The organism is Halobacillus sp. A1 (assembly GCF_024189295.1).
Lineage (GTDB): Bacteria > Bacillota > Bacilli > Bacillales > Halobacillaceae > Halobacillus_A.
In genome coordinates, this window is record NZ_JAIZEN010000036.1 from 1 (window position 1) to 18,611 (window position 18,611).

Genomic DNA, 18,611 nt, shown 5'->3' on the forward strand with positions numbered 1-18,611 from the left:
ACTTTCAATTAACTAAAATAAGTATATTGAAAGTGTTTTAGTAATAGCCAGAACTGTTTAATCTTATTTGTGGAAATCTGTTGAAAGTTAAATGTTGAAAACTGTTAACTCTAGTTTAGCGTTTACAATGTATCAATTTGCTTGTGTTTCTAACCTTTGTAGATATTTCTTCAAACAACTTCTTTATAATTATTCATTATTCAATTGAACGAATGCCTTACCCTTCGGAAACACATAAGTGCTATACTCCCATGAATTGGATTTTCCACCTACTATTAGTAATATCGGTTCAGGACATTTATAATTTTCGTTATTAGAAATATTAACCATTTGTTTAATATCTTGAGAACTTAACTTTGAACTACAATCGGGGTGATAGTGCCATTCACCAATATAATATTTTTTTCGGAACCATAATCTATCTAATTTTCTTTTCACTCCATTTTTTCCACGTAAAAACCATGTTGGCCCACTTCTTGAGTCAGATGGAGCAACTATGATTTCAGAAACATTCGCGTATTTAAATTCTTCTGAATAGCTACCAATTAAAATGCCTCCTGTTTCATTTGGAAATGATAATTCGCATAGCCCTTGAACTTCATTTAATAATTTATTGGGAATACTTACTTTAAACCTTTCATTACTTTCAGTAAAAATAAGATTATTCATCATATACCTCATTATAAACTAAATCTAGTCCACTAAAGGCCCCATTATTGTCATCCTGCTCATATACACTAAATAATGGCTTATGTGTTTCTCCATAAATTGTTTCTAGTTTCTTTACTGTCGTTGCAGCCATGATCCAAACATCATCAATCCTAGCAGGAAAAAGTGGATGCCAACATCCCAGACCTTCTCTTGGTAATTCTGTTTCCTCATACCATCTTTTTTCCTCCAGTAACCATGGGTTAGTCAACTTTCTGAATAAGTTATATCTAAAGTTTAAGCCGCAATTACTAAAGATAAATAGCCTTTTTCCACCAAAACCTAAAGATATGGAAACAAATCGTTTTGTCGCAGGCCATATATATTGTTGTAAATATTCTAAGACCTCATCTTCTCCTGTACAATCTAATATCACACTATACTTTTTTAACTCATCAATATTATTTTCTATAATATATTTTAAGGTTCCAGAATAGAATGTGACTTTAGAATGAATTGAAGTTTTATTTAGACGGTTAGCTAGTGCTTCTACTTTACTTCTTCCTACTTCAGTTACTAATAAATTGTGTCGAGTGAGGTTCCCCATTTCCAAGTTATCGTAATCAATAATACCCAATTTTTCCACACCCGCTCTTGTTAGTAACTCTCCAACAGAGGAACCAAGCGCGCCTGCACCAATTATTAATATTTTCGATTCGTTAATAGACTTTGGTAACATCCCACGACTCATAACAGCTTTTTTTGACCAATTGAATGAGTGCATCCATTTTATTCTTTCTAGCCCATTAATATTAATTCTGTGCTCATTTTTTATATTGCCATTAATATTTATCTTTAAGTTAAAATTATTATTAATAAAGAGAGGGATTTCAATCCCTTTCCAAAAAATCTCTGTGTAGTCATCATTTAATTTCCTCTTAATAGGAAAGCCTATTAATAATATGTGGACTAATTTATTTTGATAATTATGCTTTTTTTTGACTTGCCTAATAATATTCCATAAATCAATTCCTTGTACTCTACAAATTTTGGTAAACTCTCCCCAAGTTAATGGAGCTTGCCATGGTTTAAAGTGTGGCATTTCATTTAAAAGTAGCCAAGAACCCAATATTCGATCATCACTTTCAAATCGAGATGGATAATATCCCCAATTCACTTTTCGGACGCACATACCATTAAGTTTTTTAAACTCCCTTACTAAAAAATTTCCACTATTTAGTATTGAAAAAGTAGCGAGTCCAAATTTAATATCTTTAGAATTCCAAAACCTAAATGATTGTGGCGTTTCAGAAAATCCCACCTTTAGTGAAGACCATTCCGGAAAGTCAACCAACTCAAAAGGTTCATCTTCCAAAGTGAGTTTATTTGTTGAAGCTGCTTTTAACCACTCGATTGCTCTCAAAATATACCAAGCTAAACGCATCTCATCTTGAAAAGGCTCTTCATTAGGTACAAGAATCCCCAATGTTCTGACATTTGTATCAAGACATAATAAACCACTTCTCCAAGGGGAATCACTGTAACCTTCCCCATTGTACATTTGATGCGGAAAAGTTTGAGTTATACTATTCTGTTTAGAAGGGTAAACACTAATACTTCCCATAGGGTAATTATCGTCAATAAGTATATACCATTCCGTGCTTTTTGGTATGACTGAGGTTTCTATTTCGTCTGAGTACAGACAACAATGAAGAACCCATTTACTAATGGGTTCTTGCCATTGTAAATCATCAATTATTTCTATTCCGTCTAAAAATTCAGTCGCTCTTCGTCCCTTTAGTAATGAGTCACTTGGAACCCTCTTTATACTCACCCGAATCTTCCACCAGAAACTGAGGAGGTTTGCTCAGTTCTTGGAGTAAATCCGTTCTGTGATTTTTTCACACTGGCTGGTGGCTCTGGAAACTTAGAACCAAATAACTCTCTCCATAATTCAATACTTTCTACTTTATCTGTACTGTCTAATGCCTGTCTTGCAAGTGAAGCAGCTTCTGTAACTAAATCAAAGAATTCTTCATATTCTTCATCATTAATTCGTTTAAATACATCATGCTCTGGTACACCATGATCTTTCAAAATAGGTTTTTCTGGATGCTCTGACACAATGTTTTCTAACGTAAACGTTACTCCTTTGGCAACAGATTCTATACCGTCTGGGCAACATGCTCCTATTAAATGTTCTAATGGATAACCCTTTGGATATTTGGGCTCAGGGTTTAACTTTTTCCACCACTTTAAGGCTTTGACAAGATTTACATAATGTCTGTTACAAGCTGCATTTTTATTCCAAGTCCATTTTATCTGAGCTAACGGGTCAGTTTTTTCCCACTTGCCTGCATCTCGGTCAGGTATTAATAAAGGTTCTGTTTTCCATGCTGGTTCATCAGCTACTTGTTGATTATTCACATTCCATGATTTAGAAAGAGACCAGTTCTCTAGTTCATCTATGGAGTATGAGGTTAATACACTTTCTGTTGTTAATAGCTCCTTTTGAGACTCTGAGGGAGCAGAAGTTATCACTAAATCTAACTCAACATAACTTAGCTCAATTCCAATAGATCTACCTTGCATTTTATATTTTCCTTCATAATATTTATCCAAAAAAGGGATAAATAAATCTAATGCTTCTTGAGGCGTATACTCGGTAGTGTCTAAATTCGTGACAACTATAACGTCCACATCAGACTTATTTCCATTCTTGGGTCGAACAGCTGTTGCTCTCCTATAACTCCCCTGTAAGAATGTGTTAACAATAATAGAAGAGATATCCTCATCTTCTAATAACCTTTTTCTCAAAGTGCTATGGCCACTTTTTAAATTATTCTCTTGATTTTCTGTTAGTCTTATATTCGATAAAAAATCATTAAAATATGTTTTAACTTCCATTAATAATCCTCTCCCACACTGTTAAGGTAAATTAATAGTCTCATAATACTCTTTTGAGATTTCAAAGTCATATTCATATAATGTTACTTGACCGAAGTTTCTTGATAATTGTCCTAAAAAGAACCAAAACCCATTTGGTCCTGAACCAAAAATATGATATCGTCTTTTCCTATCTTCTTTAGAGAGTGTATTTAATGTTAAAGAAATATCATTAGCAAGGTACCTGGCATGTATTCCATCTTGAATTGAGCTAAAACTCGGACCATCTTCAAAATGAAATCTTATAATTGATTTAGCTGATAAATTATTACTACTTATATATTCCTCTACATCATCAATCGCTGGATGAGTCATTTCTATTACTATGACTATATCGTTTCCGTTTTCATCAATAATTTCTTGCTCGACTTCCCAAAAAGTGTATTGCTCTTTTGATACTTTAGAATTTGATCTCCAGACCTCCCTCCCACTTAACCCTTTCTGTATAGGAACAACGTTTACACCCGACTTTGGATCAAGAAAAAAACCAGTTGTAAAAGCCACACTTGAATGAGTATCTAAGTAAATACAATAAGAACGTCCTTCAATTAAGTGTTTCCTTATAAATTCTTCTGTTGTTCCTTTAACATCCTCATTCCACCTATATTTATCTTTAAGATAGCGGCCCTTAAAATAATCTAATAAACATGTCATTGCAGAAGTATCATTTTCCATATTTTCAGCCCTCCGTAAGAAACTCCTTATTCCTACCGGACTCTCTTCTGCTAACATAATATTATTACCTGACCACAAACCCTCTCCCTTACAAATCTCTATTAATTCTTCCTTATTAAATGTTGTTGTTCCTTCTTGAAATAATCTCTGCAGCAAACTAATATACGGATTAATACGTTGTGTGAAATCATAAGGCTTTAACCCTACTGATGTAAGCTGTACATTTAACGTCTTCACTAATGTTTCATATTGATAAAAACTACTCCATATTCGAATAGGTTTTAGTATATCTCCTAATTCTGTATCTTGAGTAACCCCTAAATGAGTCTTTAATTTATTTCTCAAATTCGCTGCAAAAGATTTGTTTTTCCCATCAAATAAACTTTCTTCTTTAAAGTTACCTGCTTTAGCGTCAATGATTTTAAGTTTAGCTAAATCATCATCAGGATGAATTGGCCACGGTGTAACTAAAATTGCAATTCCTGTTTGATTGTCTTTATTTAAAACAGGTAATGCCTCATAAACCTTTTCTAAAAAAGAATACTTAGAAGCATTAATAAATTTAGGGTTCATCAGATTATCAACTGTTATGTTACCTCGATAATCAACATGATATTTCACTTGGTAATACTCTTTATATATTAGTTTTCCATTCATATCCCTTATTGGTTTTTTATAGCTAACTACTACATCATCAAGGGACTTTATCCCCGAATCCTCATAAGATATCTCATCTATATTAGAGTAGTCTCTTAACATATCACATGCTTTTAACCAAAAGAACAATATTTGGTATTCATCACCCAAATTGCGAGCTTTTATAGAATCGACCATAGTTCTTCTCTCACCCACTATTTTTCAAACTTTTCTTTAATTTTCTCATAACATTCACTAATTTTCCATATAAATGTAAAAACATTTCAGGTGAGGACATCGATTACAGATTGAGGATTTGAAGTTAAGAAATCGTTAACAGATATAATTGAGTCCGCATTTTATTAGCGTCAGATACCACTCTCCCCCACCACAGATGGTGTGATTTTATTATTCCGAAATACTCAACGTGAAATACATCATCAAATATAACTATATAATTTCTATATTATGAAAATAATATAGAAGCACTATAAGATTTAGTTAACAAGTAGATTGGGAGTTTATGTTCACACCTCATATTTTCAATAGTACCTGCATCACTTGTATCACCAAAAAACGAAAACTTTCTATATATTTACATACCACCAAAATTAATGTTCCAATACTTGTTTACTAAAAAAGGTGATACAAGTGATACAAAGCGTTACAACCCTTGATATATCAACTTTTAGGTGTATCACTTTGGCATAAAAAAAGTGTATCAAAGGTGATACATTTCCGGCAAAAGTGATACATCCGCACATTTTATTGTGTGGCTTGATGTGATTCTGTGACCCCTTCAAGCAAAACTACCAATCTAAGTGATACATTTTAGCCTAAGGTGATACAAAAAACGTCGAAAGTGATACACAAAGTGATACACAGTTTTATTTAGATCCTTACAAACCCTCTATATGACATTCTGCGAGTAAACTCACGTTTTCTGACCCCATTCGTACCATTGTAACTTGGATGCATCCATTCGCTTGGTTTCCCTCTCACTTCAGGAATGTCTAATCCGTATTCACTGATAAGGGGTTCATCATCGTCCATACGTTTATTTGAGCGAACAGGTGATGCGCTTTTGCTTGTTCGATCTTCCCATGGATCGCCTTGAGAACTAATGACATTTCTTAATTGCTCAATGACATTTCGTTTTGCCATCGCCTTTCCGCTCGGATTATTTTTTTCATCCCATTTTAGATACAAGTCGTACAGGAACTGGGTTGGTAATAAGCCCCAAGAAAATTCATCTTTTAGTTGGTTCCAAAATTCCATAACAGGATTATTCTTTTCACGGTACTGGTCAAGCAACTCCGACGATCGCTGCGGCACAATATACTCGTCGAAATTTATACTTAAGGCTTTGTGTAACACATATTCTAATACTTCTTTTTGGTTAATATAGTCATTCTTGATGTACTTTCGTTCGCCGTTATTTGTGAAAGATTTCAAGAACGGAACGAGAATAATGCGGCGATAGAACGATTCGGATTTATCTTTTGTTTTCGGCAGTCCGTTCATCATTTGTATGTTCGTACCGTTAAATTGGATACGCAGTGGCTGCTCGTATTTTCTATTGATATTCATATCATCACCTGTGATCGACGCCTTGTAATCCTTGACACTATCAATAAACATATCTACATCATTTTCGTCAGCGATGTTCGCTGCAACGCCTAGCAACGTGGATTTCATAAACTCATGATTAAAATCTGCGACAGATAACGATCCGTAATTCCCTTTCCCCAACAGATTCTTGATTAACTGACCGACAGTTCCTTTCCCATTATTTCCTTTTTCGGAGTAAAACCATATACTTTTGTGACGAGAATAATTCGGCTGTAAACAGTCCGCAATGACTTGCCACAATAATTTAATTGTATCAGCATCGTTGTCTGTGATGTCACAAAACCACGATTCAATGTCCCATCGGTATCCATCGGGTGCCGTCAATAAAGGGTTAATTGGATTCAGTTTATAATCAATAGGAATTTTTGTAAGATACACATATTGATCATTGAAGGGCATTAATCGCTTCGATTGTTGACTATAAATACCGTTGTTTACAGCAAACAAATGACGCTCTTTTGTCGGTTCGACCATTGGTACAACCCGTTTGATTTTGTGTATAACGTCCTCCATCTCGTATTGCTTAAAGCTTGGCCCAAGTCGCTCCATGATTTGATAAAAGTACTCACGACTTGAATTATATGTTCCAAACTTCGGAGAATTTATATCTTGGTCATATACCGCAAGAAGGGTATCATCCACACGCTCCGTCATTTGAATGTTTCGAAACGTAAAGAGTGACATCATGATAACAGCTACTTCATCGAAATTCAGCTTATCCGGTACACGTTTTTTTAACTTCTTATACATCATGTTGTGCTCTTCCACGTATTCCATCTTACTTTTTAATGCGTCCTCCCCGACTTTTATTAAGAACTTATTGTCGATTTGGTTAGGGAGAACCAGAGTTTTTAGATAGTCCTTTAGATAAGACGATACATGAATGTTGTCAGGTACGTGCACGCGTTGTTCAGACAGGCTATTATCACCACTGTCACTTGTTGTCGTTGCCTTGCTATTGTTTCCACCCTGGCCAATTAAATCGTTATCATCTTCCAAATTAAAATTTTTGTATTCTGTATGTGGATTGTTGCATTTTTTGGAAATAGTGCTAAAATGGTTATTAAATAAACTATTTGTGGCAATCATGTACGAACACACCTCTCATATTTGTTTGTTAGGTTGTGACTTTCGTGAAGATTGAAGCAAGTAGTTCTGACCCGTGGAGGGGTCAGAGTAGTAACACTAATTAATTTTTATAGCTCTGGTGCGTTTACCGCATTGCAGAGCTATTTTTGTTTTGTACTATTTCTCGTATTATTTGTCCCTCAAACAGATTCGTAACGCCAGTTCAGACCTCGCACACCTTGTATCCTATTTCTCATTACACGTGACCTTTTTCCCCATTAACTTCCAATCATTCTGTGTTACGCCATCTTCACCATTACAGTTTTGACATTATTTCTTGTTCAACTCAGGCAGACTAATCTGTTCAGCATCCATTTGGAAGATGTATGCCATTGCGTACAAGGCGTACGGCCTGACCTCCCTTTGACCCTTTTCCCAGCATCCTATAGTACGTTTCGTAACACCTAACTTTTTTGCTAGAGAGCTTTGCGTATAGCCACAGTGTACACGTGCCGCTTTTAAACTAATTTCAAAAGGTTGTTTCATATGGTTTTACCTCCCATAATTCCCATATATTGTATATTATTATTTTACTTCATTAAAGGCGAAATGTAAATCCTTTTGTCGAATTCATGATTCTTTTTGTTCCGCGTGTGTAATGAGCATTTTTGTTCTTAAAAGTACACATTAAAAACGTGTTAAGTCAATTACATATTTAATTCTTCAATCTAGTTGCAGATTCTAAATTTAAACTAAAATATTGGAACGTTTTGAGTACAACAACTACGGAAATGGTTAAAGTGGAAAGAGTCGTAAGGGAAACTAAAAGCATTAAAAGTCAAAGCTTGTAAAACGGAAGCAGTTGATCATAACGCATCAAAAACTAATAGTTTACTATATCTTCGAAGAAATGGAGTGAGGAAATGAACTGCAAACCCAATAAAGATAACGAGGAAAAAAAGAAGAAGATTAGCCATTTGACAACGTTTCGAAAATGGGGCAATAGTTTGGCTATCCGCATTCCTAATCAGTTTGTAAGGAACCAAAGGCTAACAAACGGCTCTCAGGTTGAACTCCTGCTCCATGATAAAGTAATAATCGTTAAACCTGCTACGAAGAAGCCCACTTTAGAAGAGTTATTGTTAAAGGCTAAAGGAAAAACGAATCCTCACATGGATGATAGACCGGATGAACCAAAAGGGAAAGAAATGATATAAGCTTCAATGTTTCACTGTTAGAAAGGCAAAAACCAATTCCCCCTTCCCGTTCATTTTGGGAGAGGCGGATCCATAATCCTCACAAGCACCCAATGTGTGATACTCGGTGAACAGCTCGAAATTGATGAAGTAATACTGAATGGCTACCAATTTCTAACTCATTAAAATCGATGAGTCACAGAAAAAGGTTACATCGAGACCTCTATTCCTTGCGAATGAAATCTTAAAATCGTAATATGTCCCTAGGTTCCTCGTTTTTTAGAGAAAATTTTATATGTGTATTTCACATCTATATATATTATTTTATTAAAGTCTTTCAATTAGAAAAGAAGGAACCAACGCGTAAAATTCACTTGCATAAATGTAATAGTAGAAGACAAGGTACCTTTTGATAGTAAAAAGAACAAAGCTGGGACCCAAAAAGCATCTTATTTAAGAAACGGCATGATAGCCATTTAAAATGAGAATTCCATGATAGGGAAATATCACAGATTGGGTTATAAGACACTCGGGGATGGTATGTAAGTAAGCCCAGACGCCTATTGGCAAGGTTAAATCAACCCCTTTTATGATAGTTTGGGTGCCTATAAGGTTACAGGCACCCAATGTGTGATAATTCGTGGAACCGTTCGATATCTTAAGTAACATTTTGTGAAATCAATTAAGGCGGTTCAATCGTTTGGTCTTTTTAAAATACTTTGTTTCTCTACATTCACATGGATGCCCTGAGATACTTTTTATCCGTCAAATCCAATTTTCGATTATCCATTATCCAGTCTAAAACTGCATACTAAACGCATGGTAAGAGCAAAACATAAACATAGACGAGTTCTTAAACGCTAAATAGGTTTATAAACAATTCACCCTGATGGTCATTTTACCGTCTATTTAACTTGCGTTTTATAGACGGAAGGCACATCAATGTTTTCCACCTAAAATCATGTAGTCGCAATATATATACATAGTATTACGTTATATTGATACATAATATATAATATAAATTAAAACCTCTCCTTTCTAAGAGAGGTTTTGGTCCTGCAATTTCTTTTTTAGTTTAGAAGTAAAACCAGAAAATTTTTGGAACACTCCATCCTTATCAATAATTGTATAAGGAACTCCTAAAGGCTTATGATTTAAAAACTCCTTATAATTCTCTTCACTTTGTAAAATGTCCTTTTCAAAATAATTAATTTTATGAGCATCCATCCATTTTTTTTGCTTGTCACAAAAAACACAACCGCTCTGAGTAAAAACTATAATCTCCATAGGTGTTCCCTCCTAAAATTAATCATTCAATTAATAAAGAACAAAACTCAAACCAAAAACAACTATCCTTGAGAAAATTCAAAAATAGTACTTATCCCCCCTCCCTCATCCCAGTGGTAGAATATATAACCTTTATTTGTATTATTGTCTTTTGAGATAGAAGAAACGGAAAAATAACCAAAAAAAAAGTAGACATTTGTCTACTTTCCTTTTTGTAAGCGTAGTTTTGATTTTTTAATAACCGTGCGTCCTCCTAAGCATCATAGACATCATTAAGTATTATTTATTAATGCTCTTTAATCCGATAGTATAATTACTGACCCTTCAAAGTTGTTACGCTAGTGTTCTCAAAAAGTTTTATCTGCCAACTAATTGAAGAACCACATAAGCTAGCAATGGAATTGCAATACCACCACCCCTGTAAAGATATAATTGTCTTTCTGAAACTCGCTCTCCTTTTTGTTCCTTCCAATAGGGGTAAAAAAAAGCGAGTAAAGGTGCAACTATAAGAGCTATTGACATAATGATTGTACCTGCTATAAAAAACATTTTACAACCTCCATATGTAAATCTATTCCACGATAAACCCACAATCAAACATAAAGGCTGGCTAAAGCGCCAGCCTTTGTGTTTACTGATAAATATAGTCATATATATTGTCACATGTGTCTGGTTCTAGAACTGTCGTGGTATAAGCCCATGCCGCCGAACAAGCAATACCACCTGCAAATCCTAAAGCAGTTGTCAAAATACCACAGGATGAGATAGAAGCAGCCTCGCAGACAAGTGCCTTACTCCAGTCTTCCATATCGCCAGGAATATATTCGGAACCGTCTGAAAAAGCTGAAACGCTACTTGTTTGGGTACTATCTTCTGCTTTATATGCAAGGCTTGAAGATAATAGAACATTATCCAACTCCACCCATTGAGTATCGATATCATTAATTTCATCATCCATTACATTATAGCCACGTAGTTTCACCTCATCATCGTAATTAAAACTTTTGGCATTGAATACGGTAATGGTTATAATCTCATCTGTTCTTTCATCAATGTGACAATAGAAATTTAGATTTTCGTTGCCTGAAACTTGTCCGGAGACCTGAATAATCTTATCGGTAAGCGAAGTATCCATCTTTAAACGTATAACACCAACTTCGTCCATTTCAATAGCAGGAGAAGATAACTCCAACGCATCTGCAAACGCATCCTTACTTTCAACAAGGTTGATGTAGTGTAATTTTGTAGATTCGGATACTTGCTCTGATGAGATACCTTTTTCTTCTAACATTTGGGCCATTTCTTCATCACTGTAAGGGTGTTCTGCTTCCAAATCAAGTAAATTAGCCGTTCGTGGACCGGCAATTCCATCTTCATTAAGATTATTAGCTTCCTGAAATTCTTCTACGGCAGAAACTACTTCATCACCATAGCCTCCATCTACCGTAATGGAAATATACACTATCCTGTTCGTTTAACTGCTCTTGGATACGACGAACGTGCGCCCCTTCGTCCCCTTCTTGAATGAGGATCGTTTCGCGTAGCTCATCAATTTTATAAAAAACATCAGGACTGGCGACGCCATCGACGACCATAAAGTTAAAGTATTGGAAATCTTTGACCCCTTGTTCTGTACCTGTCCCAAATTCACCACTCGCTCCATATGCCAAGTCAACCGTAAAATACATCAAGTCTTCTTGGAGGAGTTCTACCCCTTTTCCGGAATCTCCTACACGATAGATAATGTCATCACGAAGACGTCCCAACGTTTCCGGTCCGGCGACTCCATCAACAGTGAGTCCTTTTCTTTCTTGAAAACGAGTGACCCATTCGGTTGTCTCATCGTTTAGCTCACCGTTAATCCCATTCTCAGGAAGTGCGCTCGGGTTTTCCCGAACCAACTGTCTTTGGAGGGTTTGAATAAACCTCGTAGGTGAATCTTCTCGGATAACTCTTTCATCAATACTCATCTGAATCTCTCCTTTTATTTTGTCTTCATTGTATAAAGAAGAAGTAGCCTTCGTTATGAAACCAATTTGTTAAATTTTTTCCCGATTATCGTATTGTTTTTTAAATTCCCAAAAAGAAACCACTTCCATCTCCCTTGTCTTTTGGACCAAACGAAAAGCTATTTCTTGGTCTAAGTCTTCTCTTTCTTGGAACGTTGTATTTTTGACCCCTTTTTGAATACTGGGCTTCATTTCTTCCAAAACTTCTACGATTATATGATTTTTATTAACCATCGGTATACCCACTCCTTAAACTGTCAATTGCTTGACGCTTTATTTTTGAAACATTTTGAGGGCTGCAATTTAATAGAGATGCGATTTCTTTATTTTTTAGTTGATGAAAAATGGAATAATGAAGAATCATCTTTTTTTGGTCACTGAGCTGCTCGTAGGTGTGAAGCAATTGCTCATCCATGAGGAGTTCAGAAATTGAATGAGAAATGAGGTTCTCATTTGGTTCCTCCCAATCAACTATATTGTTTATCAGGGGGTCATCAAATCAACCCCTTTCTTATCATCTTTTATGTTATCAAGAATAAGGTGGTTTGGAAAAATATATAAAAAAAAGCATTTGGATGTAACCCAATATGAAATAGCTGTGTCGTCATTACCTACTTCGGGTGCAGTGATGCTGCACATCCTTCCGCAGAAGCAAAATCAACGTCGGATAGGCCAATTTCAACAATCCCTTCTGCAAAAGTGGTATATGAAACGGAACCGAGACCAAAAGAACTCGCCTCTACTAAAGAGGCTTCCCCAGTACCTTACGGTCTTGAATACCGATGTTCCAGAGTTGCCTCTTTAATAGACGGTGATTTACGTTATCAAAGAAACTCTTAATATCTACATCAACGACGTAATGAAGTTGACCGCGATTAATCAAAGATTGTATTCTTGCCATAGCATGATGAGCAGACCGTAGGGGTCTGAAACCGTAGCTATGTTTGAAGAATTGAGATTCTACAATCGGTTCGAGAACTTGTTTGAAGCATTGTTGGATTACTCGATCCAGGATGCATGGAATACCAAGAGGTCTCCATTTTCCGTTCTCTTTTTCAATCCATTCTCTTCTAACTTTCTTCGGGCGGTAGTTTCGAAGTTTCGTTCGGACTTCATTTACCAGATCATTTTCTGAGAGCTTTTTCATGTCATCGATGGTCTTCCCATCGGTTCCTGGTGTTTTAACCTTTATTGGTTTTGATCATGCGAAAGGCGAGCAGGATGTTTTCTCTAGATATGATGGATTCATATAGATAAGAAAACGTATGTCCCTGACTCGCTTTTTCATGAAGATCCGTAAAGGTCTCCGTCATATTATAATAATCCCAGTTTCGCAGCGTTGACACTGTGGCATCCCTCCTTTGGAGTGATGTTCCCACGTTCCTACCCGATCGGTGCCATTCACGTTAGGAAAATAATCGTTTCATACTCTAGACTTGGGGCTATTCCTCCACTTCCATTACAAAAGTTTCATCGGTCATTCCCCTACCCTCACAAGGATAAATGCTTTTCAGCATAGCTTTATAGCAACCGTTTCGGGTGACAGCCCGTGATTCAACGTTCCTTGCTTTCCAAGTACCATACAACGTAGCTATTATTACTAGAATTAGGTGCTTCCTGTAAGCCTGTGAGCTGGATACCGCCTTGGTTCGGTATAGCGTCTTTCATATGGGGCAATTTTACTCCACACCACTCACATCATCGTAAGATGACACGTAAGTTTCCTTACGTTCGAAACTTTAGACCCTTACCTTCGGAAGTTCGTCAGTTCCTATCTCAAAGAACGATTCTCACCATAATTAGTTTTTAGCCGTCCGGCATATCCTCAAGCATACCTTTTCTTTACAAATGGCTTTAGCCTTTGTTCTGCCGCCTTCACCTGTGCTTCATACCAAGAGACCTGTCCGTCTCAACGCATGCAGGAGTATTAACGGGATGGTTTCCAGAAACCTGGTTCCTTCATTCCCATCCTTCATTGTATAGTTGAAATTTAAGCCAATAAATTCCCTGCTTTTTCGCGCTGAAAAGCGCTTATAGCAGAACTTGTCGCGCGCCCCAGTTTGTTTAAGACTCGAAATCGAGATAAAGTAATACGTCCCTCGGATTTAACCATTCACTTATAAGGTTTTCTCCATAGATATTCTCGTATTTGAATATCCCAGCTTCTTGTATAATCGATAAGCTCCCTCATTTTTTCCAAAAACACTTAAACCAATTGATTTTACCCCCTGTTCTTTAAGTGTATCTTGGAGCTTTTCAATAGTGCTTGTCCCAAAACCTTTCACTCTATGATTATCATCTATTAAGATATGGTATAAGTATGCTGCATTTATTTCTGGAATTACGCTGTACCACAGGATCCCTACTTGCTCATTTGAGTCAGCGTGTATTATATTGTCTACATATTACCCCTCTGCATACGCTGCAATTGCCATCCATGTTATATGCCTCGCTTTCGCCCTCTGGTCCAACTTTGGCATGCGAACATGGGCTTTGTGAAGACAAATAACATATCACAAAAAATAACCTTACGAGCGATTTGACTCCCTGTAAGGTTATTTTTTTTGGTGAATCAAGTTTTATAAGGAGGAGGGTTCGTTTGTCGCCTCTCTTCCTACTCTATTCAAACAGACTAATGGTCTTTCTTTACTTAACACTAATCAGAAATTTAATTCTCTTATAGTATATTAACCCCCTGCCTTTTTCTATTTTTCAAAAACTCCTTAAATAATTCGTTAACATTTACCTTTTTACACTTTTTTACAAGGTTTTTCATCACAATACTTGAAATTTTCGGAATTTTATTTTATTGTGAATTTGTTCTTTATTTTCAGTCTAAATGGAAAAAGAACAATAAATTTACTGGGAGGAGTTGTAAGATGAAGAAAACTAATGAGGAAAAAAGTACTTTAGAGCAATTCGACAACACCATGTATGCACGTGTATCAGTTAACAACATGCCGCGGATTACTGCACTGGTGGAACACACAGAGGAAGAACAAAAGGAAATCGATGATATTTTTGCAACTAATGTAAATTAGTATAATTATTGAATTAAAGGAGGGAATTAATCTTCTCTCCTTTTTTAGGAGGGTCTAATTATGAATACTAATAGTAGTTCTCTTTTCGTAGTAGATGATTTTTATAATAAACCTGATAAGATAAGAAAACTTGCATTAGGTACCGAGGATTACATAAATGATGGTTTCAACTATGAATCAAGGAAACTTTTCTATAGTGAAGAGGTTATAACAGCTTTTGAAAAAATTATAGGTGAAGAAATTATTGTTGATCCAAAGCGCTCTGGTTTTGGTACTTTAGCGTTTAACTTAGAAGGTGACCAGACCCATAGATATACTCATTACGATGGTAACACATGGGCTGCAATAGTCTACTTAGTTCCTAATGAAATTACAGGAAATGGGGGGCTTACGATCTGCAGACATAAAGATTCTGGATTGACAGGGCCACCAGACCAAGAATGGTTGGTGGAAAATAATTTTGATTCATTTGAGGAATGGAAAGAAACTGTATACAACAATTCACAAACTGACTTAGATGCATGGGAAACTACAATGTTCATTCCCATGAGGTATAATCGCTTAGTTATAAAAGAAGCAGGAAAAATATTCCACCGAGGAACTGAAGGATTTGGAACAAACGCGGGAGATTCAAGGTTAATGCACCGTTTTTTCTTTGAAACTAAAAAATGAGGAGAGATACTTATGGATAAAAAAATTATATTAGTTGAAGATTTCTATTCTCAGCCTGATCAAATTCGATCCTTAGCATTAGACGAACAATATGCAAGTGTTGCAAAACTAAATTACCCAGGTTATCAAAGCCATAAAGTGTTTAGTTCAGATTCCTTAAGAATCTCATTCGAGAAACTTGTTGGTAACCAAATTGTTGTTGACACAGATAGATTTACATTTGGCGGTTTTCGCTTAATTACTGAAGAGACTGGTTCATTACCTAAAGTACATGCTGACACCATAGATTGGGCTGCTATGGTTTTTTTAACTCCAGATGCACCAGCAGATAAAGGTTTGGGGTTTTATCGGCACAAAGAAACCGGGTTAGAAGGTCCCCCTAGCGATCATAAAGCAAGAGAGTTGGGCTTTGAAGACGCAACTGAATTTGAAAGAGAAGTTATTCACAGGGACCAAGCGGATCTTAGTTGTTGGGAATTGGTTTCGTCTGTAAGTCCAGTATATAATCGGTTGGTTATGTTCAAAGGAAGAGAGCTATATCATGCTCCTATATCTGGATTTGGAGATTCCCCTGAAAACTGTAGAATAACTCATAATTTTTTCTTCTTGGAGTCAAAGTAGATGTTACCAAAAGACATTATAGTGATTGATGGGTTCTATTCAAAACCGGATCAGGTACGGAATGTTGCATTGAACACTAAGTATAATACTTTCGGGGATGAACAGAATTTTCCAGGAGCAGAGAGTGAAAAGCCATTCTATTCTTCTACCATTAAAGAACAATTTGAGGATTTAATAGAGAAAAAAATAAAAATATCACCCGAAAAGTATGTTTTTGGAAAATTCCGTTACTCAACTAAACATAACATCGCTAAAACTAAAGTGCACTTAGATCATGGAATAGGATGGACGGGGATTGTATATCTATCAAAAGATCAAGATTCAAAGGGAGGAATGGGGATATATAAACACCGTAAATTAGAACTAATGGAAGCACCTAATCAAGAGCAGCTGAGATCCCTCCAATGTGATAACGTCATTGAGTTTGATGCTAAATATGTATATCCGATTACGAAGTCTAAAAATGAATGGGAGCTTTTACATGAAATTCCTATCAAGTATAATCGGTTAATATTATTTAAAGGGTGTAAATATTTTCATGGGATCACTGAACAATTTGGAGATTCCATTAATAATTCAAGGTTGAGTCAAAATTTTTTCTTTCACGAATTGGAGTGAAATGCTTGAGTGTTTATAGTAAATCAGAAATTCGAGAAGCTGTAGAAAAAACAAAAAGAAAAGTACAAAGCGATCAAAAGGGGATTACTACTTTCTTTGATAATATTATTTTACAAGAAGGAATCAGTTATTTAGAGGATAACCTCCCTAATGGGCATGAAAATGAAAGTCTAAAACGTGCGTTATTTACTTTGGATATATTAGGAAATGAAAGGTTTGTTGAAATTTCCGACCGTATTTCAAATATGTCCGTAAGTGACCTCGATGGTTATTCTCGTATTTGTAGTCAAGGAGCTAGGAGCGCAATGAGCTGGCGGGGAAACCCTTTATTTAAGAGTGTGTATGATATAGCTATCTACCAAATGATGATTAACGACATAAAACCTTCAACCATAATAGAAATAGGTTCTACAGAAACAAGCCTGTCCTGGTTAAAAGACCTATGCGATTTAAATAAACTCAATTCAAGAATTATAGGTGTGGACCATATAATGCCTCAAGAAACACCAAATGGTGTTGAATTCATCAAAGGCGATGTTCAAAACATTTCCACTTTATTACCTAATTCATTTATAAAGAGCTTACCAAAGCCCTTTATAATTATTGAAGATGCTCATGTTCATTTAGCAACTGTTTTACAGCACCTCGACCAAATTATAGCTGACAGAGACTATTTAATCATAGAAGATAGTATATTAAAGCAACAGTCCATTTTGCAATGGGCAGAAAATCAAGATAGCAATTATTATGTGGATACTAATTATACTGACTTTTTCGGTATCAATGGTACTACAGCAGCAAATTCAATTCTAACAAAAAGAGGAATCAAATGATGCAAAGTTTATTACATGTAGTTAAAGAACAGTTACCTCAACGGTTAAGCGATAATAAACTTCTATATCTTATGGCTATTGAAAGTGATGAAGTTTTAAAATCTTTAGTAGAAAACAAAACATTGCTTACTGGTGAAATAAAAGGAGTCACAACGGCTGAAGCTTTAACAAGTCAATGTCAAAATGTGCAATTATTTGCCGTTATAGCTACTGATTCTGGGAAAATTCTGAGCGAAAATGCGGGAACAACTACACTAAAAGAAGCAGAAGTTATAGAAATTTTTAATTTAAGTAAGTTGATAAGAAAGTATGGCAAAAATTTAAATTTAAAGAACGCAAATTTAAGAGGCATGCAATTACAATCTGCTGATTTAAAATATTCAAGTTTAGAAAATTGTAATTTACAAGGTGCAAACTTAATAGAGGCCGATTTAAAAGAAGCTAATTTAACTAGTGCGAATATGGAAGGGAGCAACCTAACAGAAGCCAACCTTTTTGGAGCGAACCTCACAAATACTGATCTTCGTAGAGCTAACATGACCCAAGCTGAACTTAGAAATACGACATTGCTAAGAACCTCTCTGCGAGGAGCAGAGCTTTGGTGGATTGTCAACACAAAACTAGACAATTTCATTAAGGTGTTTCTTCTTAAATTCTATAGGACTAAGGTAGTTGAGAGTGCCATGAATGCGAATATGATTGTACCAGTGGACATAATCAAATAAAGCC

The 18,611-nt window shown here is 35.7% G+C and carries 20 protein-coding genes and 2 pseudogenes; 7 read left to right on the top strand and 15 right to left on the bottom strand.

Annotated features, from left to right (window positions below):
• Positions 1-189: 189 nt before the first annotated feature.
• The 6 genes from LF817_RS19135 to LF817_RS19160 all read right to left on the bottom strand — a co-directional run bounded on the left by LF817_RS19135 (position 190) and on the right by LF817_RS19160 (position 8,151).
• Entirely contained in the window at positions 190-669 is a 480-nt protein-coding gene (locus LF817_RS19135; protein WP_253937415.1) for a Mov34/MPN/PAD-1 family protein, read from the bottom strand.
• The gene (locus LF817_RS20480) at positions 662-2,482 is read right to left on the bottom strand and encodes a ThiF family adenylyltransferase (RefSeq protein WP_253937416.1); all 1,821 of its coding nucleotides are present in this window, start codon (positions 2,480-2,482) and stop codon (positions 662-664) included. Before LF817_RS20480 ends, LF817_RS19135 begins: the two co-directional genes overlap by 8 nt.
• Positions 2,479-3,555, bottom strand: coding sequence for an SMODS domain-containing nucleotidyltransferase (locus LF817_RS19145; protein WP_253937417.1), 1,077 nt, complete (start codon positions 3,553-3,555; stop codon positions 2,479-2,481). The genes LF817_RS20480 and LF817_RS19145 overlap by 4 nt, the downstream gene beginning before the upstream one ends.
• A gap of 21 nt (positions 3,556-3,576) precedes the next feature.
• Positions 3,577-5,103: an SAVED domain-containing protein gene (locus tag LF817_RS19150; protein WP_253937418.1), complete on the bottom strand. Its 1,527-nt coding sequence runs from the start codon at positions 5,101-5,103 to the stop codon at positions 3,577-3,579.
• 693 nt (positions 5,104-5,796) lie between these two features.
• Complete coding sequence (locus LF817_RS19155; RefSeq protein WP_253937419.1) at positions 5,797-7,626, bottom strand: DNA primase family protein; 1,830 nt, start codon at positions 7,624-7,626, stop codon at positions 5,797-5,799.
• 309 nt (positions 7,627-7,935) lie between these two features.
• Complete coding sequence (locus LF817_RS19160) at positions 7,936-8,151, bottom strand: helix-turn-helix transcriptional regulator (RefSeq protein WP_253937420.1); 216 nt, start codon at positions 8,149-8,151, stop codon at positions 7,936-7,938.
• A gap of 377 nt (positions 8,152-8,528) precedes the next feature.
• Between LF817_RS19160 and LF817_RS19165 the strand changes: the two genes are divergently transcribed.
• Positions 8,529-8,822 carry an AbrB/MazE/SpoVT family DNA-binding domain-containing protein gene (locus LF817_RS19165; protein ID WP_253937421.1) on the top strand — a complete coding sequence of 98 codons (294 nt, stop codon included), beginning with the start codon at positions 8,529-8,531 and terminating at the stop codon, positions 8,820-8,822.
• A gap of 1,017 nt (positions 8,823-9,839) precedes the next feature.
• Here the strand turns inward: LF817_RS19165 and LF817_RS19170 are convergent.
• From LF817_RS19170 to LF817_RS20490, 8 genes and pseudogenes are all read right to left on the bottom strand, one after another.
• Positions 9,840-10,088, bottom strand: a complete 249-nt coding sequence (locus tag LF817_RS19170) for a glutaredoxin family protein (protein WP_253937422.1) — start codon at positions 10,086-10,088, stop codon at positions 9,840-9,842.
• A gap of 357 nt (positions 10,089-10,445) precedes the next feature.
• On the bottom strand, positions 10,446-10,637 hold the full coding sequence (locus tag LF817_RS19175) for a hypothetical protein (protein WP_253937423.1): 192 nt from the start codon (positions 10,635-10,637) through the stop codon (positions 10,446-10,448).
• A gap of 82 nt (positions 10,638-10,719) precedes the next feature.
• Positions 10,720-11,550, bottom strand: a complete 831-nt coding sequence (locus tag LF817_RS19180; protein WP_253937424.1) for a peptidoglycan-binding domain-containing protein — start codon at positions 11,548-11,550, stop codon at positions 10,720-10,722.
• Positions 11,513-12,058, bottom strand: coding sequence for a peptidoglycan-binding domain-containing protein (locus LF817_RS19185; protein WP_253937425.1), 546 nt, complete (start codon positions 12,056-12,058; stop codon positions 11,513-11,515). Before LF817_RS19185 ends, LF817_RS19180 begins: the two co-directional genes overlap by 38 nt.
• A gap of 69 nt (positions 12,059-12,127) precedes the next feature.
• Entirely contained in the window at positions 12,128-12,331 is a 204-nt protein-coding gene (locus LF817_RS19190; RefSeq protein WP_253937426.1) for a hypothetical protein, read from the bottom strand.
• Positions 12,324-12,512 (bottom strand): RNA polymerase sigma factor, encoded by a 189-nt coding sequence (locus tag LF817_RS20485; RefSeq protein ID WP_371925110.1) that lies wholly within the window; start codon positions 12,510-12,512, stop codon positions 12,324-12,326. The genes LF817_RS19190 and LF817_RS20485 overlap by 8 nt, the downstream gene beginning before the upstream one ends.
• 342 nt (positions 12,513-12,854) lie before the next feature.
• Positions 12,855-13,443: pseudogene (locus tag LF817_RS19195) on the bottom strand (reverse transcriptase domain-containing protein); the annotation flags it as partial.
• Positions 13,444-14,214: 771 nt separating this feature from the next.
• On the bottom strand, positions 14,215-14,490 hold the full coding sequence (locus LF817_RS20490) for a GNAT family N-acetyltransferase (protein ID WP_371925111.1): 276 nt from the start codon (positions 14,488-14,490) through the stop codon (positions 14,215-14,217).
• A gap of 486 nt (positions 14,491-14,976) precedes the next feature.
• Between LF817_RS20490 and LF817_RS19200 the strand changes: the two genes are divergently transcribed.
• From LF817_RS19200 to LF817_RS20310, 6 genes and pseudogenes are all read left to right on the top strand, one after another.
• Positions 14,977-15,138, top strand: coding sequence for a hypothetical protein (locus LF817_RS19200; RefSeq protein WP_253937427.1), 162 nt, complete (start codon positions 14,977-14,979; stop codon positions 15,136-15,138).
• A gap of 60 nt (positions 15,139-15,198) precedes the next feature.
• Complete coding sequence (locus LF817_RS19205) at positions 15,199-15,810, top strand: DUF6445 family protein (protein WP_253937428.1); 612 nt, start codon at positions 15,199-15,201, stop codon at positions 15,808-15,810.
• A gap of 12 nt (positions 15,811-15,822) precedes the next feature.
• Positions 15,823-16,431 carry a DUF6445 family protein gene (locus tag LF817_RS19210; RefSeq protein WP_253937429.1) on the top strand — a complete coding sequence of 203 codons (609 nt, stop codon included), beginning with the start codon at positions 15,823-15,825 and terminating at the stop codon, positions 16,429-16,431.
• On the top strand, positions 16,432-17,049 hold the full coding sequence (locus LF817_RS19215; RefSeq protein ID WP_253937430.1) for a DUF6445 family protein: 618 nt from the start codon (positions 16,432-16,434) through the stop codon (positions 17,047-17,049).
• A gap of 5 nt (positions 17,050-17,054) precedes the next feature.
• Complete coding sequence (locus LF817_RS19220) at positions 17,055-17,882, top strand: CmcI family methyltransferase (protein WP_253937431.1); 828 nt, start codon at positions 17,055-17,057, stop codon at positions 17,880-17,882.
• A gap of 71 nt (positions 17,883-17,953) precedes the next feature.
• Positions 17,954-18,469, top strand: a pseudogene (locus LF817_RS20310) (pentapeptide repeat-containing protein); the annotation flags it as partial.
• Positions 18,470-18,502: 33 nt separating this feature from the next.
• Here LF817_RS20310 and LF817_RS19230 read toward each other — a convergent pair.
• Positions 18,503-18,611 (bottom strand): IS3 family transposase (locus LF817_RS19230; protein ID WP_253937276.1); only part of this gene is annotated, 109 nt, incomplete at its 5' end.